The sequence below is a fragment of the Mesorhizobium sp. 113-3-9 genome (assembly GCF_016756515.1).
Taxonomy (GTDB): domain Bacteria; phylum Pseudomonadota; class Alphaproteobacteria; order Rhizobiales; family Rhizobiaceae; genus Mesorhizobium.
The window spans coordinates 731,621-753,034 of record NZ_AP023246.1; the positions used below are offsets into that span (position 1 = coordinate 731,621).

The window sequence follows — 21,414 nt, forward strand, 5'->3', positions numbered from 1 at the left end:
TCGCTCCACTGCAAGCCGATATGTTGCCGGCGCCGATAACGGCGCCGGCGGAAGCCCGGCATGGCCCTCAAAGGCCGTAGATGGCGAGGCGCACCAGCACGGCCGCGGCAGCCAGTGCGACGAGCAGGATGCCGAGGCCGATGGGAGAGCCCCAGCCATACCATTCCATCGCCAGCTTGGCGTATTTGAATTCATCCTCGTGCGAGAGGGGCGAACGCTGTTGAATCAGGCTCATTTTTCACTCCTTGTCGGCGACCGGCACTTGCCTTGTCGGCGCCTCGGCCGCATATTGTTGCGATAGTCTAAATGTTAGACGGATTGATAGTTAGATGATCGAAATAAATTCGTCAAGCGGGCATCGCGACGAAATGACGAACGCGATCGGCCTCGCCGTGATGCAGTGGCAGGACGCCACGCAGGCTTATGACGAAGCGGTCGGGACGAGGCTTGGGCTGAACATGGCCGAGCGCCATTGCATCGGACTGCTCTATGGCGGCCCGCAATCGGCAGGCGCGATCGCGACCGCGACAGGGCTGACGCCGGCCGCGGTGACGGCGCTGATCGACCGGCTGGAAGCGCGCGGCCTGCTAACGCGCACGCGTAGCCTTGAAGACAGGCGCAAGGTGGTGATCGAAGCCACGGAAACGACGCGGGAGCTGTCGGCGCGCTATTACGGCGTCATCGCGCAGGAGGGCGAGAAGGTGATCGCCACCTTCAGCGACGCCGAGCTCGCGACCATATCGCGCTTCGTCAACGCCGCGCTCGACCTGCAGCGTGCACAGCTTGCGCGGCTGAAGGCCGAAGGGTCGGACACTCCCAGGCGATAAGGGTGCGATGTGTTTGCGGCGTCACCGCAAATGTCGGCACGGACCGAGACTATTTCGGCTTGACCCCATAGGTGACAAGAAACGCCTCCACCGAGGCATCCGCGTGCTGTTCCAGTTCGGCCCTGGAGCGCCGGTTGCTTCCCGTGAACATGGCTTCATTCATGGGGATCCAAAGAAGCATTCCAAAAAGATGGCTGGCCGCCAGATAGGGATCACTCGTCTGTATCAGTCCCCGACTGGTGAGCTTTTGAAAGCAGGACGCCGTCGAGGCAAGCATGCGCTCAAAACCTTTTTCGTACCAACTGCGGCCAAGCTGCGGCATTCGATCCGCGTTGGCGATGATCAGGCGCCGCAGCTTCAACAACTCTTCATCCATGAGCATTGTTATCAAACGTCGGGCAAGCTGCTGCAGGCCACCTTCCATGAATTTCGCCTCGGAAAGCAGCGTCGTCACGGACTCGATGATGTCGTTGACCTGGGTGGCGGTTGACAGGACGACTTCGCCGAACAGCGTCTCCTTGTCAGTGAAATGCTTGTAGACGGTCTGCTTGGAAGCCCCCGCCCTGGTGGCGATTTCCTCCATGCTGGTCCCGTCATAACCCTTGCTGATGAACGCCGCCGTGGCCGCCTGGATGATTTCACGATCCTTGCGTGCCGATCTGGTCTCACCGTCGATTTCCATGGAATCCCCTTGACCAGTACTAGACGGTACCGTTCCCGCATGATAGTCACAGCCATAGTACTAGACTGGCTAGTACCCGTCAACGAAAGCAGGGCTTATACCGATGAGCAAAATGATCTTCGTTAATCTACCGGTGCGCGATCTGCAGGCAGCGACCAGCTTCTATCTCGCGATCGGAGGCACACTCAATCCGCAGTTCTCGAACGACCAGGCCAGCTCGATCATGTTCTCGGATTCCATTGGGGTCATGCTGCTGACTCACCAGCATTACGGCCAGTTCACAACACGCCAAATCGGTGACGCCAGGCGCGACAGCCAGATGCTGATCGCCCTCACCGCCGGCAGCAAGGACGAGGTCAATGCCACGATCGAGAAGGGCGTGGCTGCAGGCGGTCGCGCCGATCCCAATCCAGCGCAGGACCTCGGTTTCATGTACAACCGCCACATCGAAGATCCCGACGGCTACGTCTGGGAACTGCTGTGGATGAACCCCGCCGCCATGCAATAGCCTGTCGGGTCAAAGCGTCCAAAGCGCGTCGCATTGAAACAGATCCATGCGACGTGCTTCAGGTCTTTGGGCGAGATGCATCAGACCGTCGCCGGATCGAGCGCCGGCTGGCCCTTGCGGCGCGCCACGATCGCCTCGAAATCGGCGGCCTGGAAGGCATCGCGCAAGGCGTCGAAGGACGGCAGCACGAAATAGGCGCGCTGAAACTTGTCGATCTCGTAGCCGGTGCGCATCACCGTTTCGAGGTCGAAGGGCACGTGATGGGCGTCCTTGCCCTCGACGGCGAACTGCAGTTCGGTGAAGGACGACATCAGGCCGGCGCCAAAGGCTTTCAGCGGCTGGCCGGCCTCCTGCATGAGGCCGTATTCGGCCGTGTACCAGTAGAGCCTTGTAATCATCTCATCACCGCCGAGCGCGATGATGTCGCCAGCCTTCTTGCCATACATCTGCATGAAATCGGCGAATACCGGCTGCGACAGCACCGGCACGTGGCCGAAGAAATCGTGGAACATGTCGGGCTCGACAATGTAGTCGAGTTCCTGCCGGGTGCGCAGCCAGTTGGTGACCGGGAAGCGGCGATTGGCAAGATGGTCGAAGAAGGGGGCGGCCGGAATGAGACCCGGCACCGCGACGATCTCCCAGCCGGTCAGCTTGCGCAGTTTGGCGCTGACATCCTCGAAATCGGGGATGCGGTCGAGCAGGCCGAGCTTTTCCACGCCGTCAAGATAGGAGTGATGGGCGAGCTTGCGCGTCAGCTTGGTCTGGCGGTCGCACAAAGTGCGCCACACCGCTTGCTCCTCGGCGCTGTAGTCATAACCCTGCGCCACGGTGAAATCGGCACGGCAGACCGAATAGTCGCCGCGCAACCCCTGTGCCGCGCAGTCGCGGGCATATTCGGCAACGGTCATCGTCGTCATGGTTCCTCCTCGCAAATCATCGATTGCTGACGTGCCAAGAGGCTAGCCGGATTTGCCGAGGCAAATCGGTTTTGATGATGGTTCGGCGGCAACATTAGAGATAATATTCACTCACAATCCGCACCAAAGGAGTGAAAATGCCTCAATTTGACGATTTCGAGATCAAGATGCTTGATGTCCTGCAACGTGATGGCCGCAAGCCGGTCTCCGAGCTGGCGCAAGAGATCGGCCTGTCGACGACGCCATGCGCGCGACGCTTCGAGGCGCTGCAGGACGCCGGCATCATCAAGGGCTTCGCCGCCGTGATCAGCCGCCGCGCGGTCGGTCTTATGGTCGAGGTGTTCATCCAGGTGCGCCTTGTCAGCCACAGCGACGGCTCGCCGGAAAGCTTCATTGCCGCCGTGCAGCGCATGGACGAGGTGTCCTCGTGCTGGACGATGACCGGCGACCACGATTTCCTGCTGCATGTCATGGTGCCGTCGGTCGACGAACTCAACGCCTTCGTCATGCACCGGCTGATGCGGCTCGACGGCGTGCGCGACGTCCATACCCAACTTGTGCTGCAGAACATCAAGGGGCCAGGCCACGTGCCGCTCGCGCATCTGAGGCGATGACGGCCTTCCTCGTTCCCTGGGGAAAAGCTGCACGCAAACTGCTGAAACAGGCCAATCCGGGGTCTATATCCCGGGTCAGCATACGCGGACCATCTCTCCATGAGGTCCGCCATGAAAATCGTCCTGATCAATCCGCCGCACACCGCGATCGGCAGCCGCGTGCCCGACGACCATCTGCCGCCGCTCGGCCTGCTGGCGATCGGCGGCCCGCTGATCGACGCCGGTCATGACGTGCGGCTCATCGATGCCGAATTCGGGCCGATGCCGCTCGAGACAGTGGTGGGAGAGGCTCTGCATGACTTCCCGGACTTCGTCCTGATCGGCCATTCCGGCTCGACCTCGGCGCATCCGACCGCCTTGCTGATCGCCGGGATGATCAAGCAGCGCGAGCCGGCGACGACAATCATCTATGGCGGCGTCTTCCCGACCTATCACTGGCACGACATATTGGTGGCGACGGATGTCTTCGACTTCATCGTGCGCGGCGAAGGCGAGGCGACCGTGGTGGCGCTGGTCGAGGCGCTGGAGATGCACCAGCCGCCGGCGAGCGTGGCGGGTGTCGCGTTTCGCGACGATCTGCGCCGGCCCTTCGCCACGCAGGCCGCCATGACCATTGCCGAGCTCGACGCCTACCGTGTCGGCTGGGAGCTGATCGACCATAAGAGGTACAGCTATTGGGGCGGCAAGCGCGCGGTGGTGATGCAGTTTTCGCGCGGCTGCCCGCATCTGTGCAACTATTGCGGCCAGCGCGGCTTCTGGACCCGCTGGCGGCATCGCGACCCCAAGAAATTCGCGCGGGAGATCGCCTGGCTGCACCGCGAACACGGCGTCGAATTGATCAATCTCGCCGACGAGAACCCGACGGTTTCCAAGAAGGCCTGGCGCGCATTCCTGGATGCGCTGATCGCCGAGGACGTGCCGGTGCTGATCGTCGGCTCGACGCGCGCCGACGACATCGTGCGCGACGCCGACATACTGCATCTCTATCGCAAGGCCGGTGTCATCCGCTGGCTGCTCGGCATGGAGAACACCGACGAGCAGACGCTTCAAATGATCCGCAAGGGCGGCAGCACTTCATCCGACCGCGAGGCGATAGGGCTGTTGCGAAAGCACGGCATCCTGTCGATGGCGACCTGGGTGGCCGGCTTCGAGGATGAGGGGTTTCGCGACCTGTGGCGCGGCTTTCGCCAGCTCATCGCCTATGACCCCGACCAGATCCAGGCGCTCTATGTGACGCCGCACCGCTGGACGCCGTTCTTCCGCATCGCGCGCAACCGCAAGGTTATCCAAAAAGATGCCCGGCTGTGGGACTACAAGCATCAGGTGCTGCACATGACCCGGCTGAAGCCGTGGATGCTGTTCTTCAGTGTCAAGCTCATCGAACTTGCCGTGCAGTCCAGGCCGAAAGCGCTGGCGCGCATCCTGTTCCATCCCGATCCCGAGCAGCGGCATTCGATGCGCTGGTACACCAAGATGGGCCGCCGCGTCTGGTTCCGCGAGGTCTGGGGATTTCTGGCCGGCGATATCAGGGTGAAAGACGGCCCGACGCTCGCCGAATTCTGGGGCGCGCCGCAGGACGCCGAGGAAGAATCGATGACCGTTCGGCGCGCGGCGCCCAAACCGGCGCTTTCCGCCGCAAATCGCGAGCCGCCGGAGAAAAGATTAGCCGGCTGATATTTTCCTAGGGCACGATCAGCGTGCCGGCGCCGTGTTCGGTGAAGAGTTCGAGCAGCACCGAATGCGGCGTCTTGCCGTTGAGGATGACGACGCCTTCGACGCCGCGCTCGATCGCCTCGATGCAGGTCTCGACCTTGGGAATCATGCCGCCCGAGACCGTACCGTCCTTGATCAGCGCCCTGGCCTCGGCAACGGTCAGCTCATCGATCAGCTTCTTGTTCTTGTCGAGCACACCCGGCACGTCGGTCAGGAACAAAAGGCGCGAAGCCTTGCAGGCGCCGGCGATGGCGCCGGCGAAGGTGTCGGCATTGATGTTGTAGGTGTGGCCGTCGCGGCCGGGCGCCACCGGCGCCAGCACCGGGATCATCTCGGAGCGCGCCAGAAGGTCGAGCAGCGTGCGGTCGACCTCCACCGGCTCGCCGACAAAGCCGAGATCGAGCACCCGCTCGATGTTGGAATCCGGGTCGATCATGGTCTTGCGCGCCTTTTCGGCGAACACCATGTTGCCGTCCTTGCCGCACAGGCCGATCGCCCACTCGCCCTCGGCATTGATCAGCGCGACGATCTCCTTGTTGATCGAGCCGGCCAGCACCATCTCTACGATCTCGACCGTCTTCTGGTCGGTGACGCGCAGCCCACCCTCGAATTTGGATTCGATGCCCATCTTGGTCAGCATGGCGCCGATCTGCGGGCCGCCGCCGTGAACGACGATCGGGTTGACACCGGATTGCTTCAGCAGCGCGATGTCGCGGGCGAAAGCCTTGCCGAGTTCGATGTCGCCCATGGCGTGGCCGCCATATTTCACCACGACGGTCTTGTGTTCGTAGCGCTGCATGTAGGGCAGGGCTCGCGACAGCAGGGCTGCCTGCATTTCGGCGGTGGCGGCGATGTCCGTCATCGGGGCGGTTCCCTGGCTTTTGGTTTGTGCATGCCGCTGCCCCAAAACCGCTGGGCAATTTTGGGGCGACCTGCATCAGGTAAAGACGGCGGCGTCTTAGCGGGAATTGGCGCAGGGGGCAAATGGCATTGCTGTCATATTCGAACGTCTCACGACGTCGTCATCGCGACGGAACCATCAGCGGCGCCCTACGACCCAGCCAACCCGAAATCTTCTCCATCTGCGCGGCGAAGGACAAAAGCGTCTCCTCGTCGCCCGGACGGCCGGCGGCCTGGATGCCGAGCGGCAGGCCGGCCTCCGTTACATGGACGGGCAGCGCGATCGACGGCTGGCCGCTGACATTGTGGATCGCCGGCCAGTGCGTGAACAGAAGGCTCTTGTCCATCAGCTGGCCGAACAGCGGCTTGAGCTTCAGCAGGGGCGTCAGGTGAAGCTTGTCGAGCAGGTTCTCGATCAGCTCGTCGGCGCCTTTCGGATCCATGGCGCCGCAGGCGAGCGGCGGGTGGGCGATGATCGGCATCAGCACCGCATCATAATGCGCGGTTTCCTCGATCATCCGCCGCGAGGCGGCATGGAGCCGCTGCAGGCCGGCATAGGTCTCGCCGGCCGAGACCATTTCGCCCAACCGGCCCAGCACCCGCGTGGCACGCTCGATGTCACCGGTGACGGAACGGCCGACGCGCAGCGCTTCCGCCCGCAGCATGCCGGCGACGGCCGAAGCAACCGTCCTGCAAAAGTCGGCGAAGAAGTCACGGTCGATGAAGGGCAGGTCGATGTCCTCCACCGTATGGCCGCCCTCTCGCGCAAGCGCCACCGCCATGTCGAGCGCTTTCATTGTTTCGGCCGAGATCGGCAGACCAAGCGGCGACTTGCGATAGACGGCCAGCCTCAACTGGCCCGGATCGCGCGCGGCGGCGGCGGCGAACGTGCCCTTCGGCGGCAGCGCGGCATAGGGCGACAAGGAGTCCGGGCCATGGGTGAGGTCGAGCAGCAGTGCGGTGTCGCGCACCGAGCGGGTGACGGCGTGGTCGACCACCATGCCGTACCAGCTTTCGCTCACCAGCGGCGTCAGCGGGATGCGGCCGCGCGAGGTCTTGAGGCCGACCAGGCCCGTGCATGCGGAAGGCACCCGGATCGAGCCGCCGCCATCGGAGGCATGCGCCACCGGCACCACGCCGGCGGCGACGAGGGCTGCCGCACCGCCCGACGAGCCGCCGCTGGTGTGGCCGGTATTCCATGGATTGCGGGTGATGCCGAAGGCCTTTGATTCGGTCATCAGCCGCAACCCGTGTTCCGGCGAGGTCGAGGTGACGATCGGGATTAGCCCGGCCGCAAGGTAACGGTCGGTCATCACCGAATTGACGCCGGGCACCCAGGCGGGAATGCGGCTGCCGCCATGCGACGGCACGCCCTTGATGGCGATGCCGAGGTCCTTGATGGCGAAGGGCACGCCGGCCAGCGGCAGGGAGCGGTCGATGGTCCTGGCCCGCGCCCGGGCGGCCTCGTAGAGCGGCTCGGCCGTGGCATTGATTTCAGGCCGCGTGGCCTCGGCGCGCGCGATTGCCGCTTCGGTCAGCTCGATCGCCGACAGTTCGCCCCTGCGCACCAGATCGGCGAGGCCGGTTGCGTCTTCTTCCCAAAGGGTCCGTTCGACCGACATCAGCGTTTCCCACTTTTGGCCAAGCTAGCCAGCGGCGATTCCCTTGGCAATCGATGCCGCTACTGAACGCCGGAGCTTCAGGTGCACGGAATATTTCCGGCGTTGCAAATACAACGCAATCGCCTAATTTGGCTCGCATGACGCCGCAGGACATCTCGAAGCTGATCGTCCGGACTTCGATGAAGGATCGGGCTGCGTTCGATCTGCTCTACCGGCAGACCAGCGCGAAACTTTTCGGCGTCTGCCTTCGTGTATTGAACGATCGGGGAGATGCGGAAGAAGCGTTGCAGGAAGTCTTCGTCAAGATATGGACGAAGGCGGATCGTTTTGCTGTCTCCGACCTGAGCCCGATCTCCTGGCTGGTGGCAATCGCACGCAACCACGCGATCGATCGCATCAGGGCGCGGCGCAAGCCTGCCGCCGATATCGATGCCGCGCTAGACGTGGCCGATCCGGCACCGGGACCTGAAGCGATGGCGGTGGCGGGCGATGAGTCCGAACGCATCCATCATTGTCTCGATGAGCTGGAAAAGGACCGGGCGGCGGCCGTCCGGGGCGCTTATCTCAAGGGCGAAAGCTACGCCGAACTGGCGGAACGCCACGGCGTGCCGCTGAACACGATGCGTACCTGGCTGCGCCGCAGCCTGTTGAAACTCAGAGAATGTCTGGAAAGATGACGCTGGCAGAGGACAATGGACCGGAACGTGGAGGCGACGACCTGTTCGCCGCCGAATACGTTCTTGGCGTTCTGCCGGCGGAAGAGCGGCAGATCGCGATCAGCCGCATCGATACCGAAGCCGAATTCGCACGGCTCGTCGACGGCTGGGAGGTTCATCTCTCGCCGCTGGGCGCAGCGTATCCGGAGGTCGAGCCGCCGGCTTCGGTGAAGCCGGCGATCGACCGCCGGCTTTTCGCTTCGACGGCTGCGATACAATCCGAGGCACGCGCCGGCCTGTGGTCCAGCCTTGCCTTCTGGCGCGGTCTTGCCGTCGCGGCTGTTGCCGCCCTGGCTCTCTATGTCGCCGTGCCCTACGTCAATCGGCCGGCTGAACAGCCGCAGGCGCGGCTTGTCGCCTCGCTGGCCGCCGACGGCAGCGACGTAAAATATCTCGCCGTCTATGATTCCGAGCGGCATGAGGTCAGCCTTTCGCATGTTTCCGGCACGCTCGCTTCCGGCAAGGACTTCGAGCTCTGGATGATCGAGGGCAAGAACGCCCCGGTCTCGATGGGCGTCATCCCCGCCGGTGCGACCGCGCATATCGGGGTCTCGCCCGCCACGCAGCAGAAACTGGCGCAAGGCGCGGTGCTGGCTGTCAGCCTCGAGCCGGCCGGCGGCTCGCCGACCGGGCAGCCCACCGGCCCGGTGGTTGCCGCGGGCGACTTGAAGAGCATCTGACCGGTATCTCCTCGTAGCGAAGCCGTCTCCAGAATATTTCAGATTTATCTCATGTCACACATGTTTAAACAGGCATGTGTGCCGGCAAACTGTTGCGCGGAACAAATCTCTTTGCCCGGACGAATAAATTAGAAATTCAAAAATATTCTGAAACTCCCGCGATTGTGTTCCGTATCTCCTCGCGTCCCCCAAAAATGGGAAGAGAAACCCGAGGAGTTTGAACATCATGCGTAGATTCGCCACCCTTTTGCTCGCCGGTACGATCGCTGTCTCCGCGCTTGCCACCGCTGCCTATGCCGAAAACCCGATGGTCGGCGGCGCCGCCATGTATGCCAACAAGACCATCGTCGAGAATGCCGTCAATTCGAAGGATCACACGACGCTGGTCGCCGCCGTCAAGGCTGCCGGCCTGGTCGAGACCCTGCAGGGCGCCGGTCCGTTCACCGTGTTCGCGCCGACCAATGAGGCCTTCGCCGCGCTGCCGGCAGGCACGGTCGACACGCTGCTCAAGCCCGAGAACAAGGACAAGCTCGTCAAGATCCTGACCTGCCATGTCATCGGCGCCAAGGCGATGGCTGCGGACGTGGCCTCGATGGCCAAGGCTGACGGCGGCACGCACAAGGTCAAGACGGTCGGCGGTTGCGAGCTGTCGCTCAAGGCCGATGGCGGCAAGGTCACCGTCACCGACGAGAATGGCAATGTCGCCAATGTGACGATCGCCGATGTCGAGCAGTCCAACGGCGTCATTCACGTCATCGACAAGGTTCTTCTGCCGAAGATGTAACAAAGGGCTTGCCGCGCACGAAGTTGCAGCAAGAGCTCTCCGTCGATCGCGTCGTCTCGCTCCCGTGATGCGCAATCGACACGCATGCTCCGCGCCGCCCACGGTAACCCGTGGAACGGCGCGGAGTGTCGTTCGAGGGCAAACCGTCACCGGCTTTTGATTTCTGCGTGGCGGTATAGTTTGGCAAAAGACAAGACAGGAGGAACTGGCCATGAACCGTCGCGACTTTCTTTTGAGCGGTGCCGCCGCCATCGGCGTCGTCGGGGCCGCGTCAACCCTGCTGCGCATGAGCAGCCCGCAAGCCGCGCAGGCGGCCGAGAAATTCGAGATCACCAAGACTGATGACGAGTGGAAAGCGATCCTGTCGCCGGCCGCCTTCGACGTGCTGCGCAAGGAGGGCACGGAGTATCCCGGCACCAGCCCGCTGCTCAACGAGCACCGCAAGGGCATTTTCGCTTGCGCCGGCTGCGACCTGCCGGTCTATCCCTCGGAGACGAAGTTCGATTCCGGCACCGGCTGGCCGAGTTTCTGGCAGGAGATCGCCAACGGCATCGGCAAGACCGAGGACCGGTCGCTTGGCATGACCCGCACCGAGGTGCATTGCCGCCGCTGCGGCGGCCATCTGGGCCATGTCTTCGACGATGGCCCGGCGCCGACCGGCCTGCGCCATTGCATCAACGGCGTGGCGCTGACCTTCAAGCCCGCCACGGCCTGAACAGACTATACATAAAAAACTCCGGGTCTTGCGGCCCGGAGTTTTTTTGCGCTGTCAGGGTTTCGGGCGTGGACTGGAGGAGCTTCCCGAAACCGCTGCCGGCGGATGGTATTTTTGCTTTGACGCAATTCCGGACGGAAAACCGCTTCACACTTTTCCTGGAATTGCTTTAATGCCCGCCGCCACCACCGCCACCGGGCGCAGCCGGCTTCTTGATCAGCATGGTGAACAGGCCGAGCGTCGCGAACAGCACGGTCAGCATGTAGAACACGTCGATGAAGGACAGCAGCGCCGCCTGCTGCTGGACCATGCCCGACAGCTTGGAGATCGCCGCACTGGTCGCATCGAGGCCGGTGGTCTGCTCGAAATTGAGCGTCATGTTCTGCAGCTTGGTCTGCGCGGCCGCACTGCCCCACTGCACATGCTCGGAGAGCCTTGCATAGTGGAAGGCATTGCGATCGATCAGCACGGTGTTGATGAGGGCAAGGCCGACGGCACCGCCCAGATTGCGGGTGAGGTTGAACAGGCCGGACGCATTCTTCAGCCGGTCTGGCGGCAAGGTGCCGAGCGCGATGTTGTTGATCGGCACCATGCACAGCATCATCGAACAACCGCGCAGGATCTGCGGGATGAGCAGTTCGTAGAAATCCCAGTCGGCGGTCAGATGCATCATCCACCAGGTTCCGGTGGCGAAGCCGAAGAAGCCGATCATCATCATCAGCCGCAAATCCATCTTGCTCGACAGGATGCCGGAGATCGGCGCGGTGACGAACATCGCCAAGCCACTGACGAACAGCGCCTCGCCGATCATCATCGAATCGTAACCCCGGATACGGCCAAGGAAGACCGGATAGAGATAGGTCAGGCCGTAGAGGCCGATGCCGATGACGAAGGAGAACAGCGAGCCGAAGGCGAAGTTGATGTTGCTGAACGCCCTGAGGTCGACGATGGGTTCCTCGGCGGTGAAGACCCGCCAGAAGAAGATCACCGCGCCGACAGTCATGACGATGGCGCAGATGAACACCCCCTGGTCCTGCAGCCAATCATTGTTCGGGCCCTCCTCAAGCACATATTCCATGCAGCCCAGGAAGGCCGCCATGCCGGCGAGGCCCCACCAGTCGAACTTGTTGAACAGCTTGAGATTGGGCTTGTCGAAATCGATCAGCGACCAGGCGGCGGTCGCCACCAGGATGCCGGGCACGACATTGACCAGGAACAGCCAGTGCCATGAAAAAGCGTGACTGATATAGCCGCCGACGGTCGGACCGATGGTCGGCGCCAGCGTCGCCACCAGGCCGATCATCGGCGAGACGATGGCGCGGCGCGAGGGCGGGAAGATGGTGAAGGCAGCGGCAAAGACGCTCGGGATCATGCCACCGCCGATGAAGCCTTGCACGGCGCGGTAGACGATCATCTGGTCGATGTTGGTGGCGGTCGCGGCCAGGGCGCTGGCGGCGGTGAAGCCGGCGGCGGCGATGGTGAACAGGACGCGCGTCGACAGCATGCGGCTGAGGAAGCCCGACAGCGGGATCATGACCACCTCGGCGATCAGATAGGCCGTCTGCACCCACGGGATTTCGTCGGAGCTGGCGCTGAGGCCCGCCTGGATCTCGGACAGCGAGGCCGAGACGATCTGGATGTCCAGGATCGCCATGAACATGCCGAACACCATCGCCAGGAAGGCGATGATACGGCGTGTGGAAATGGTGTCGGGGACCGCCGGCCGTGCCGGCGGCGCTCCTGCGGTGATTGTTGCGGTTGCCATTGCGTGAGCCTCCTTGAGGCAGGCCGGGCGGCTCAGTGCTCAATCAGCCACCGAGCCGCCCTCCGAAAGCGCTTAGTTGGTCGTGGCGACAGGTGCGGTGCGGCTGTCAACGTTGACGACAACGCTCAAGCCAGCGCGCAGCTTGCCGGTCTTCAGGGCCTCGGCCGGGACGTCGATGCGCACCGGGACGCGCTGCACGACCTTGGTGAAGTTGCCGGTGGCGTTTTCCGGCGGCAGCAGCGAGAAGACCGCTCCCGAAGCCGGAGCCAGTGACGAAACGGTTCCCTGGATGGGCTGGCCGTCGATGGCATCGACCGAGATGTTGACCTTTTCGCCGGGAACCAGCCGGGCAAGCTGCGTCTCCTTGAAGTTGGCGACGATGTAGAGCTTGTCCATCGGCACGACGACGGCGAGCTTCTGGCCGGGGCTGACGAGATCGCCCTGCTCGACCGAGCGGTTGCCGACGACGCCGTCATAAGGCGCCTTGAGCACGGTGAACGACAGGTCGCGCGCGGCCTTGTCGCGGTTGAGCTGCAAGGAGGCAAGCGTGCTCGCCGACTCGGCGCGCTGCGCCTCAAGCACACCGATATTGGCCTGTGCGGCGGCGATCTGGGCGTCGGCACCGACGAGAGCGGCATTGGCCTGATCGAGCGCGGTCTGGGCGTCGTCCAGCTGTGCCTGCGTGCCGACATGGGTCTTGACCAGCTGCGCGGCGCGCTGCTGGGCACGGGCGGCATTGTCGGCCGCGGCCTGATCGGCGACCTTCTGCGCCTGCGCCTGCTGCAGGGAAGCCTGCGCGGCCTTGGTCTGGGCGTCGATGCGGTCGAGCGTCTTCGACAGCGTGGCGATCTGCGCCTCGGCCTGGGCGACAGCGATCTTGTAGTCGCCATCGTCGATGGTCAGCAGCGGATCTCCAGCCTTGACCAGCTGGTTCTCGCTCACCTTGACCTGGTCGACATAGCCGGAAATCTTGGGCGAGACGAACGCCATGTCGGCCTGGACATAAGCGTCGTCGGTCGAGATCATGAAACGGCCCGTGGTCCAGTAGTCGTAGCCGTACCAGGCGCCGCCGCTCAGCAGGGCAAGGCCGATGATCGGCAGCAGGAAGGATCGCACCGAGCGCTTCTTCTTGGCCGGAGCTTCAGCCGCCGGCGGCGGTGCTACCGGCTGGACCGGAATCTCCGGTGCTTCCGTCGCCGGAGCGACCTTGGCGTTGGGGAAAGGGCGGACTTCGGCTGACGTGGGCGCGTTCGAGGACATGACATCTCTCTAAAGTGATAATACTGAACCGTTCGGTTCGATCTGGCCGTTGACATAGCGTGGAAAGAGGACCATATCAAGGGGCAATCGAACCGGTTGGTTCGAATTATTTCGAGGTGTCACCCCATGGCCGAAACCAAAGCCGAAACCTCAGCCAGTATTGAAAAGGAACAGTGCGACCTGCTGGACAGCCTGCGCCGCGGACGCCCGGCGGCCGGACAGGATCCGGTCAAGCGCAGCCAGATCATCGATGGCGCCCGCCGCGTCTTCATAGACAAGGGCTTCGAGGCCGCCTCGATGAACGACATCACGCGCGAAGCCGGCGTGTCGAAAGGCACCATCTATGTCTATTTCGCCAACAAGGAAGAGCTGTTCGAGGCGCTGATCGAGGAAGAGCGCGGCACCATCTTCAAGAACATGTACGACATGCTCGACCGTGCAGACGACCTGCGCCAGACCCTGGTCAAGTTCGGCAAGGTGCTGTCCATGAAGATCACCTCGGCCAAGGTCATCCAGGCGCAACGCACGGTCATCGGCGCCTCCGACAGGATCCCCGACATGGGCGCGCGTTTTTACGAACGCGGGCCCAAACGCGGCCATGACAAGGTGGTGGAGTTCCTCAATGCCGCTATCGAACGCGGCCTGCTCGAGATCGACGATGTCGATCTTGCCGCCTACCAATTCACCGAACTTTGCCTGGCCGGCCTTTTCCGGCAGTGCATCTTCGCCTACCGGACCAAGGCGCCGAACCAGGATGAGATCGACCACATCGTCCGGTCGGGCGTCGGCATGTTCCTGAAGGCCTACGGCACCGAAAGGCTCGCCGAGGAGGAAAGCCACCAGATGATTGCCCTGGAGGCCAAGGCATAGGGCCAGCAGGATTCATCGGGAGCGGCCCGCTCCCTGCCCTAACCGCCATTGGCGGCAAGCACGATCGCGGCCTGCAATTCCTCCAGGCCCTCGCCCTTTTCCGATGACGTGGCTAGGACGAACGGAAACGCCGCCGGGCGCTTCTTGATCTTCTGCAGCGTCTCCTCGATCAGCCGCGGCACGCCGGCGACCTTGATCTTGTCGGTCTTGGTCAGCACGATCTGGTAGGACACCGCCGCCTTGTCGAGCAGCGACAGCACTTCGTCGTCCTTGGCCTTGATGCCGTGGCGGGCATCGATCAGCACATAGACCCGCTTGAGCGTGACGCGGCCCTTGAGATAGTCGAAGACCAGCTTGGTCCATTCGTCGACCTTCTCCTTGGGCGCGGTGGCGTAGCCGTAGCCCGGCATGTCGACCAGCGCCATCGGCGGCAGGTCGGCGCCCTCGCCCGAAAATCCGTCCGGCACGAAATAGTTGAGTTCTTGCGTGCGCCCCGGTGTGTTGGAGGTGCGCGCCAACCCCTTCTGGTTGACCAGAGCGTTGATCAGCGAGGACTTGCCGACATTCGAGCGGCCGGCGAAGGCGATTTCCGGCGGCCCTTCCGGCGGCAGGAATTTCATGGCCGGCACGCCGCGGATGAAAATCCACCCGCGCGTGAACAGGTCGGTGCCGATCACGGTGCTGTTTTGAGCGTTCAAGCTGCTGCCTCCAGAAGAGAGATATCGGCGCCCCTGATGGCATCGAGGTTGCGGCCGATCTTGTCCACCGGCCATTCCCACCATGCCAATGCCAGAAGCCGCCTGATCGTCCTGTCGTCGAAACGCATCTTCACCATCTTGGCCGCGTTGCCGGCAACAATGGCATAAGGCGCCACATCGTGCGTCACCACGGATTTGGCGGCGATGATGGCGCCATGGCCGATTTCCACGCCGGGCAGGATCACCGCCTCCATGCCGATCCAGACATCGCTGCCGACCACCGTGTCGCCGCGCACCTCACTCGACCATGTCGCCGGGTCAAAGCCCTTTTCCCAGCCATGGCCGAAAATGTTGAACGGATAGGTCGAAAAGCCGGACATTGCGTGGTTGGCGCCGTTCATGATGAAGCGCGTGCCTTCGGCGATGGCGCAGAACTTGCCGATGATGAGCTTGTCGCCGATGAAGGGATAGTGGTGCAGCACGCATTTGCGCGCGAATTGGTCCGGCCCGTCCGGGTCGTCATAATAGGTGAAGTCGCCGATCTCGATGTTCGGCTCCGTCACCAGCGGCTTCAAGAAGCCGACACGCGTGTGCATCGGGATCGGATGCTTGATGTCGGGGTTGGGTCCGTCCATATCGGTTCGTCCGGGAATTGGCAGACAGGCGCATCCGCAGCCGGAGGCGCCTGGTCAAAATAACGTGATCCGCCCTATAGCACCAATCGGCCTGAGAGCCAGTCTCCCGTGGCGAGCAAGCTCATTTGTTGCCGCGGCAGATCACGATCGGATTGGACAACGCGCTGTCGAAACCGCTGCCCTGGTAGACGGTGACATTCGAGGCTCCGGGCGGCAGCAGGAAGGTGCCTTCGACGACTTTCTGGTCGCCTGATGCCATGTGGAGAGCCCAGCTAAACGTGCAGAATTGCGGCGGTGCCTTGGGTTCCACGTGGCTGCAGTTCAGTTGCGCGCCGCCCAGCATCGCGGCGCCACCGCAACTGACCGCGTCCTTCGCAACCGCCGCGCCCGGGCACCCGACAAGCGCCGTCACGGCTGCGATCCTGATCCAATTCATCGTCGAAATCCTTGCCGGAAAATTCGCGCCGCGAGGCGCCTTCTTCGCACCGTGGCCCATGAAATTTTTCTTCCGCGCGGCTTAGTGCGTCTTGCGCGCGCCGTCCAGCAGGATTATGTGCATGATGATAATAAGCATGCTCACGAAAAGTTGTCCATAGATCCTGACCTCCTCCCATGTCTCCCTCGCCAAATATCAGCTTCGTGCTGCACGACGTTGCGCGCTTGCTTCGGAAGCGGTTCGAGCAGCGTTCACGGACATCGGGGCTGACCCGCGCCCAATGGCAGGTGCTGGCCTATCTTTCGCTGCATGAAGGCATTCACCAGAACAAGCTCGCCGACCTCATCGAGATCATGCCGATCACGCTTGCGCGGCTGCTCGACAAGATGGAGGCACGCGGCTTCATCGAGCGCCGGCCCGACCCCACCGATCGCAGGGCCTGGCTGCTTTACCTGACCCCGCGGGCCCATCCGCTGCTCGAGACCATGCGCGGCAACGGCCAGAAAACACGAGACGAGGCCTTCGCCGGCCTTTCGTCTGAAACACAGCAGCATCTGCTGCAAACCCTAAGCTTGATCAAATCCAATCTGCTCGCGGCTTGCACCCAGCCAGCCGTCGACCGGGAGAACGTACATGGCTGAATCAACATCCCCAAAGAAGCCTGCCGAGGATGACTCTTCAAAGGGTCGCGCCGGCGACCAGATCATCCTGCTGGACAGTGAGCGCGAACAGAGGCGCGCCAATGTCGTCATCGACAACGACGAGCTGGAAGCTCCCGTTGCGCTGGAGCCCGCAGCACTCGAGGCTCCGGCCAAGGAGCCGCAGCCACAGCAGGCCCCTGCCGCCCTTGCCCCTCCTGCTCCTGCCCCGGCCAAGCCGAAGCGCGGCCTGACGCGGCCGGTGCTTTTTGCCCTGCTTCCCGTCGCGCTGGCCGTCGGCGGCTATTATTACGTCACCGGGGGCCAGGTGATGACGACCGACAATGCCTATATCCAGGCGCAGTCGCTCGGCGTGTCCACCGACGTCTCCGGCACCGTGCAGGAGATCGACGTGCACGAGAACCAGGCTGTAAAGAAGGGTGACGTGCTCTTCCGCCTGCGGCCGGCCTCTTTCGAAACCGCTCTTGCAGCCGCCCAGGCCCAGCTCGGGACCGTGCGCAACCAGGTGCTGACCCTGCAGGCAAGCTACCAGCAGTCGCTGTCGCAGATCGAGCAGGCTGAGGCCGACATTCCCTATTACGAGGCCGCCTTCCAGCGGCAGCAGGATCTGCTCAAGACCTCGACCGCCTCCAAGGCGACTTTCGACAGCGCCCAGCACGACCTCGTCGCCGCGCGCCAGAAAGTGTCCGTCGCCAAGGCGCAGGCGCAGGCCATGCTTGCCCAGCTGGGCGGCGATGCCAGCCAGCCGGTCGAAAAGAACCCCTTCTACCTGCAGGCCCAGTCGGGCGTCGATGACGCGCAGCGCAACCTCGGCGATTCGGTAGTCAAGGCGCCGTTCGACGGCATCGTCACCAATGTCGACGCGCTTCAGGTCGGCAAGTATCTGCCGGCTTCACAGCCGGCCTTCAGCCTGGTTTCGTCGACCGATCTGTGGATCGAGGCGGAGCCGAAGGAAACCGAGCTGACCTATGTGCGGCCGGGACAGACGGCGACGATCAGCGTCGACACCTACCCGGGCGCCGTCTGGCACGGCACCGTCGCCTCGATCAGCCCCGCCTCGTCGTCGAGCTTCTCGCTGCTGCCGGCCCAGAACACCACCGGCAACTGGGTCAAGGTCGTGCAGCGCATCCCGATGCGCGTGACGGTTGACGATCCCCAGGGCAAGCCCCCGCTGCGCGGCGGCATGAGCGCCGTGGTCGACGTCGAGACCGGCCATGCGCGCGGCCTGCCGGACTTCGTCACCAACCTCCTGAACCGGTTCGGACAGAAATCATGAGCAACGCGTCCGCGGCAGGTGCCACAGCGGTGGTCGCCAATCGCGGCGCCATCACAGCTTGCGTGATCCTGGCCGTCATCATGCAGGCGCTGGACACGACCATCGCCAATGTGGCGCTGCCCTACATCCAGGGCAGCGTGTCGGCCAGTGCCGACCAGATCAACTGGGTGCTGACCTCCTACATCGTCGCGGCGGCGGTGATGACACCGCCTTCGGGCTACCTCGCCAACCGTTTCGGGCGCAAGCGCATCCTTTTGACCTCGATCACCGGCTTCGTGGTCGCCTCGGTCCTGTGCGGCTTCGCGCAGTCGCTGCCGCAGATCGTCGGCTTCCGCCTGCTGCAGGGGCTGTTCGGCGCGGCCCTGGTGCCGCTGTCGCAGAGCATCCTGCTGGACATCTACAGCGTCGAGGAGCGCGGCTCGGCGATGGCGCTGTTCGGCGTTTCGGTGATGGTCGGGCCGGTGCTGGGGCCTGTCATCGGCGGCTGGCTGACCGAGAATGTCTCCTGGCGCTGGGTGTTCTACATCAACGTGCCGATCGGCGCGCTGGCCTTCGCGGGCGTGTCCCTGTTCGTGCTGGAAACCAAGCTGGACATCAAGGCAAGGCTGGACTGGCTGGGTTTCGGCATGCTCAGCATCACCATCGCGGCTTTGCAGATGTTTCTCGATCGCGGCGAGCAGCTCAACTGGTTCTCCTCATCCGAGATCATCGTCGAGGCGCTGATCTGCGCGTCGGCCTTCTACATCTTCCTCGTCCACACCTTCACAGCCAAGAACACCTTCGTGAATCCGCGGCTCTTCCTGGACAGGAATTTCGCCGTCGGCATGGTCTTCATCTTCATCATCGGCATCACCTATCTCGCCTCGCTGGCGCTGATGACGCCCTACCTGCAGACGCTGATGGGCTATCCGGTGGTGACGGCCGGCATCGTCATGGGGCCGCGCGGCCTTGGCACGATGGCGTGCATGTTCCTGGTCGGCAAGCTGATCGGCAAGGTGGATACGCGATGGCTGCTGCTGATCGGCCTGCTGATCACCGCCTGGGCGATGTACGACATGACCGGCTGGACCCCCGATGTCTCGCAATGGACGATCATCAGCACCGGCTTCGTCCAGGGCGCAGGCCTGGGCTTCCTGTTCGTGCCGCTGACCACCATCACCTTCGCCACGCTGGCACCGGAACGGCGCGCGGAAGGCACCGGGCTCTACAACCTGTCGCGAAACATCGGCTCGAGCGTCGGCATATCGGTGGTCACCGCGCTGTTGACGCAGAACGTGCAGATCAACCATGCCAACATCGCCACCTATGTGACGCCCTTCAACCAGGCGTTCAGCAACCCGGCGATCGCGCAGGCGATGAACCCCTACACCGCCGCCGGCCGGGCCGCGCTGGACGGCGTGGTGACGCTGCAGGCGACGATCATCAGCTATATGAACGACTTCAAGCTGATGATGATCCTGTCGCTGGCGGCCATTCCCCTGGTGCTCCTGCTGCGCAAGCCCGGCACGCCGGCCAAGGTCGACCACAGCGCCGTCATGGAGTGAGGCCGGGGTCCGGCTGACCGCGCCGGGACCAGCCAGCACATATCCCACAAAAAGAAACCGGGGCCCTGTGAGGGACGACAGGACCCCGGCCTCGCCGATACGGCTTCCCAAGAAACCTGGCACCTCGACATGAGGCGGGGACGGCAGGCCGATAAAGCCCCAAGACCTGCCGCTGCCCCTTTCGCCGGAAGCCGCTACTTCGGCAAGAGCACCTTGTTGACGACATGGATGACGCCGTTCGACTGGTTGACGTCGGCGATGGTCACCTTCGCCTCGCCGCCGGATTCATCCATGATGTAGAGCTTGCCCTTCTTGACCTCGGCGGTGAGCGTGTCGCCGGAGACGGTCTTCATCTCGTATTTGCCGCCCATCGCCTTGGCCTTCTTCATCATTTCGGCGCCAGAAATCTTGCCGGCCACCACATGCGCGGTCAGCACCTTGGTGAGCTGGTCCTTGTTTTCAGGCTTCAGCAGCGTATCGACGGTGCCCTTCGGCAATGCCGCGAAGGCTTCGTTGGTGGGCGCAAAGACCGTGAACGGTCCGGCGCCCTGCAAGGTATCGACCAGGCCGGCAGCCTTTACGGCGGCGACCAGCGTCGTGTGGTCCTTGGAATTGACGGCGTTCTCGACGATGTTCTTTGTGGTGTACATCGGCGCGCCGCCGACATTCGGGTTCTTGGCGTAGGCAGGGGCGGCAATCGCCACGCTGGCGACAAGGGCCGAAATGGCGATGGTCCTGAATGATGGCAAGCGCATGTGGTCTTCCTCCGGGTGAGGGCTGATCGGAATTGATAGCCTTTGGAAACGCACACGCAGTCACGTCCCGCGACCGCTTGCAGTTTCGCCGATCACGGGAACGTGAACCAACCCATATAAGAACTGCCCCCGCTGCCGCTCGCGTCAATCGAGCGGGTTCCTGACCGGCTTTTGGTTTTCCGCGATCATCGGGGTTGCCCACGACCCGTTATTGGCGGCGCTTCCGAAGGCAATTCCGCGGCACGCGGCCTGTTGGCAATCCGGCGAATGCTAGATTGCCGACAGCACGGCGAGGTCGCCCGAGCGCCAGACGTTGTCGACGATCGTCCGCTGGATGAGCCAGCCCTCCCCGCTCCTCACCAGCTCTACATCGTACCTGTTCTTCATCAGATAGTGTTTTGTGGCATCGTGCCGAGGCACATGCTGCGCTTCAACGAGCGCATCGAGGCGAGCTGTGTCACCGTCGATCGTGACACGGGCGTTGGTCACCGAATGCGTTGTGTCCAGCGATGCAAGGGAGGTTGTGAGCGCCGCGACGATACCATCTCTACCCTCAATAACCGGATATTCGAATCCGGCCTTGGCGGCTGCCGGACGAAAATCCGACACCGCGTCCCGTGCGAGCGAGGACGCGAGAAGCTCCTTGTCGCGAAGATCGATGCCGGCGGCAAAACGATAGAGGGCTTCGACAACCGCGAGCTTGTCCGCGGCCTGGTGGGCGAATGATGGGGAGGTTGTCATAATCGTTTTCCTTGTCATGCCGGAGGTTCACGAAATGAGAACCTTCCCTCGCGTCAGCACTTCTGGAAGTGCCAACCGTTGCGTCTGATGGTGCTGT

At 63.1% G+C, this 21,414-nt stretch carries 24 protein-coding genes; 12 read left to right on the forward strand and 12 right to left on the reverse strand.

Annotated features, from left to right (window positions below; translation table 11 throughout):
• Positions 1 to 67 precede the first annotated feature (67 nt).
• Positions 68 to 235, reverse strand: a complete 168-nt coding sequence (locus tag MesoLj_RS03425) for a hypothetical protein (RefSeq protein ID WP_181179724.1) — start codon at positions 233 to 235, stop codon at positions 68 to 70.
• A gap of 94 nt (positions 236 to 329) precedes the next feature.
• On the opposite strand from MesoLj_RS03425, the gene MesoLj_RS03430 reads away from it, so the two are divergent.
• On the forward strand, positions 330 to 827 hold the full coding sequence (locus MesoLj_RS03430; protein ID WP_140770745.1) for a MarR family winged helix-turn-helix transcriptional regulator: 498 nt from the start codon (positions 330 to 332) through the stop codon (positions 825 to 827).
• A gap of 49 nt (positions 828 to 876) precedes the next feature.
• Here the strand turns inward: MesoLj_RS03430 and MesoLj_RS03435 are convergent, their stop codons facing one another.
• On the reverse strand, positions 877 to 1,509 hold the full coding sequence (locus MesoLj_RS03435) for a TetR/AcrR family transcriptional regulator (protein ID WP_140770747.1): 633 nt from the start codon (positions 1,507 to 1,509) through the stop codon (positions 877 to 879).
• Between the two features lie 103 nt (positions 1,510 to 1,612).
• Here MesoLj_RS03435 and MesoLj_RS03440 point away from each other — a divergent pair, with 103 nt between their 5' ends.
• On the forward strand, positions 1,613 to 2,017 hold the full coding sequence (locus MesoLj_RS03440; protein WP_202325083.1) for a VOC family protein: 405 nt from the start codon (positions 1,613 to 1,615) through the stop codon (positions 2,015 to 2,017).
• Positions 2,018 to 2,097: 80 nt separating this feature from the next.
• Here the strand turns inward: MesoLj_RS03440 and phhA are convergent, their stop codons facing one another.
• Entirely contained in the window at positions 2,098 to 2,934 is an 837-nt protein-coding gene (gene phhA, locus MesoLj_RS03445; RefSeq protein WP_202325084.1) for a phenylalanine 4-monooxygenase, read from the reverse strand.
• Positions 2,935 to 3,071: 137 nt separating this feature from the next.
• Here phhA and MesoLj_RS03450 point away from each other — a divergent pair, with 137 nt between their 5' ends.
• Together MesoLj_RS03450 and bchE are read left to right on the forward strand one after the other, a co-directional pair.
• Positions 3,072 to 3,548, forward strand: a complete 477-nt coding sequence (locus MesoLj_RS03450; RefSeq protein WP_023810775.1) for an Lrp/AsnC family transcriptional regulator — start codon at positions 3,072 to 3,074, stop codon at positions 3,546 to 3,548.
• Between the two features lie 111 nt (positions 3,549 to 3,659).
• Positions 3,660 to 5,222 carry a magnesium-protoporphyrin IX monomethyl ester anaerobic oxidative cyclase gene (bchE, locus tag MesoLj_RS03455; RefSeq protein ID WP_202325085.1) on the forward strand — a complete coding sequence of 521 codons (1,563 nt, stop codon included), beginning with the start codon at positions 3,660 to 3,662 and terminating at the stop codon, positions 5,220 to 5,222.
• A 7-nt stretch (positions 5,223 to 5,229) separates the two neighbouring features.
• Here bchE and argB read toward each other — a convergent pair whose 3' ends face one another.
• Both argB and MesoLj_RS03465 read right to left on the reverse strand, forming a co-directional pair.
• Positions 5,230 to 6,123 carry an acetylglutamate kinase gene (gene argB, locus MesoLj_RS03460; protein ID WP_056573602.1) on the reverse strand — a complete coding sequence of 298 codons (894 nt, stop codon included), beginning with the start codon at positions 6,121 to 6,123 and terminating at the stop codon, positions 5,230 to 5,232.
• Positions 6,124 to 6,283: 160 nt separating this feature from the next.
• Positions 6,284 to 7,783 carry an amidase gene (locus tag MesoLj_RS03465; RefSeq protein WP_202325086.1) on the reverse strand — a complete coding sequence of 500 codons (1,500 nt, stop codon included), beginning with the start codon at positions 7,781 to 7,783 and terminating at the stop codon, positions 6,284 to 6,286.
• Between the two features lie 137 nt (positions 7,784 to 7,920).
• On the opposite strand from MesoLj_RS03465, the gene MesoLj_RS03470 reads away from it, so the two are divergent.
• The 4 genes from MesoLj_RS03470 (at position 7,921) to msrB (ending at position 10,678) form a co-directional block, all read left to right on the forward strand.
• Positions 7,921 to 8,460, forward strand: a complete 540-nt coding sequence (locus tag MesoLj_RS03470; protein WP_140770757.1) for a sigma-70 family RNA polymerase sigma factor — start codon at positions 7,921 to 7,923, stop codon at positions 8,458 to 8,460.
• Positions 8,457 to 9,179, forward strand: coding sequence for an anti-sigma factor (locus tag MesoLj_RS03475; RefSeq protein WP_140771377.1), 723 nt, complete (start codon positions 8,457 to 8,459; stop codon positions 9,177 to 9,179). The genes MesoLj_RS03470 and MesoLj_RS03475 overlap by 4 nt, the downstream gene beginning before the upstream one ends.
• A 226-nt stretch (positions 9,180 to 9,405) precedes the next feature.
• A complete protein-coding gene (locus MesoLj_RS03480; protein WP_056573615.1) occupies positions 9,406 to 9,963 on the forward strand; it encodes a fasciclin domain-containing protein in 558 nt (185 codons plus the stop codon).
• A gap of 211 nt (positions 9,964 to 10,174) precedes the next feature.
• Positions 10,175 to 10,678 carry a peptide-methionine (R)-S-oxide reductase MsrB gene (gene msrB / locus MesoLj_RS03485; RefSeq protein WP_140770759.1) on the forward strand — a complete coding sequence of 168 codons (504 nt, stop codon included), beginning with the start codon at positions 10,175 to 10,177 and terminating at the stop codon, positions 10,676 to 10,678.
• A gap of 169 nt (positions 10,679 to 10,847) precedes the next feature.
• Here the strand turns inward: msrB and MesoLj_RS03490 are convergent, their stop codons facing one another.
• A complete protein-coding gene (locus tag MesoLj_RS03490; RefSeq protein WP_202325087.1) occupies positions 10,848 to 12,443 on the reverse strand; it encodes a DHA2 family efflux MFS transporter permease subunit in 1,596 nt (531 codons plus the stop codon).
• A gap of 72 nt (positions 12,444 to 12,515) precedes the next feature.
• On the reverse strand, positions 12,516 to 13,703 hold the full coding sequence (locus MesoLj_RS03495; RefSeq protein ID WP_202325088.1) for an HlyD family secretion protein: 1,188 nt from the start codon (positions 13,701 to 13,703) through the stop codon (positions 12,516 to 12,518).
• Between the two features lie 126 nt (positions 13,704 to 13,829).
• Between MesoLj_RS03495 and MesoLj_RS03500 the strand changes: the two genes are divergently transcribed.
• Positions 13,830 to 14,573: a TetR/AcrR family transcriptional regulator gene (locus tag MesoLj_RS03500; protein WP_140770765.1), complete on the forward strand. Its 744-nt coding sequence runs from the start codon at positions 13,830 to 13,832 to the stop codon at positions 14,571 to 14,573.
• Positions 14,574 to 14,611: 38 nt separating this feature from the next.
• Here the strand turns inward: MesoLj_RS03500 and yihA are convergent, their stop codons facing one another.
• The 3 genes from yihA to MesoLj_RS03515 all read right to left on the reverse strand — a co-directional run bounded on the left by yihA (position 14,612) and on the right by MesoLj_RS03515 (position 16,318).
• On the reverse strand, positions 14,612 to 15,271 hold the full coding sequence (gene yihA / locus MesoLj_RS03505; RefSeq protein WP_056573631.1) for a ribosome biogenesis GTP-binding protein YihA/YsxC: 660 nt from the start codon (positions 15,269 to 15,271) through the stop codon (positions 14,612 to 14,614).
• Positions 15,268 to 15,906, reverse strand: coding sequence for a CatB-related O-acetyltransferase (locus MesoLj_RS03510; protein WP_202325089.1), 639 nt, complete (start codon positions 15,904 to 15,906; stop codon positions 15,268 to 15,270). The genes yihA and MesoLj_RS03510 overlap by 4 nt, the downstream gene beginning before the upstream one ends.
• 121 nt (positions 15,907 to 16,027) lie before the next feature.
• Positions 16,028 to 16,318 carry a hypothetical protein gene (locus tag MesoLj_RS03515; RefSeq protein ID WP_244494109.1) on the reverse strand — a complete coding sequence of 97 codons (291 nt, stop codon included), beginning with the start codon at positions 16,316 to 16,318 and terminating at the stop codon, positions 16,028 to 16,030.
• Between the two features lie 200 nt (positions 16,319 to 16,518).
• Here MesoLj_RS03515 and MesoLj_RS03520 point away from each other — a divergent pair, with 200 nt between their 5' ends.
• From MesoLj_RS03520 to MesoLj_RS03530, 3 genes are read left to right on the forward strand one after another with little or no spacing between them, the layout of a single operon-like run.
• Positions 16,519 to 16,983, forward strand: coding sequence for a MarR family winged helix-turn-helix transcriptional regulator (locus tag MesoLj_RS03520; protein WP_140770769.1), 465 nt, complete (start codon positions 16,519 to 16,521; stop codon positions 16,981 to 16,983).
• Positions 16,976 to 18,277, forward strand: a complete 1,302-nt coding sequence (locus tag MesoLj_RS03525) for an HlyD family secretion protein (RefSeq protein ID WP_140770771.1) — start codon at positions 16,976 to 16,978, stop codon at positions 18,275 to 18,277. Before MesoLj_RS03520 ends, MesoLj_RS03525 begins: the two co-directional genes overlap by 8 nt.
• On the forward strand, positions 18,274 to 19,821 hold the full coding sequence (locus MesoLj_RS03530; RefSeq protein ID WP_202325090.1) for a DHA2 family efflux MFS transporter permease subunit: 1,548 nt from the start codon (positions 18,274 to 18,276) through the stop codon (positions 19,819 to 19,821). Before MesoLj_RS03525 ends, MesoLj_RS03530 begins: the two co-directional genes overlap by 4 nt.
• A 194-nt stretch (positions 19,822 to 20,015) precedes the next feature.
• Here the strand turns inward: MesoLj_RS03530 and MesoLj_RS03535 are convergent, their stop codons facing one another.
• Entirely contained in the window at positions 20,016 to 20,576 is a 561-nt protein-coding gene (locus MesoLj_RS03535; protein ID WP_140770775.1) for a fasciclin domain-containing protein, read from the reverse strand.
• Positions 20,577 to 20,846: 270 nt separating this feature from the next.
• Complete coding sequence (locus MesoLj_RS03540) at positions 20,847 to 21,335, reverse strand: nuclear transport factor 2 family protein (RefSeq protein ID WP_244735284.1); 489 nt, start codon at positions 21,333 to 21,335, stop codon at positions 20,847 to 20,849.
• Positions 21,336 to 21,414: the final 79 nt, after the last annotated feature.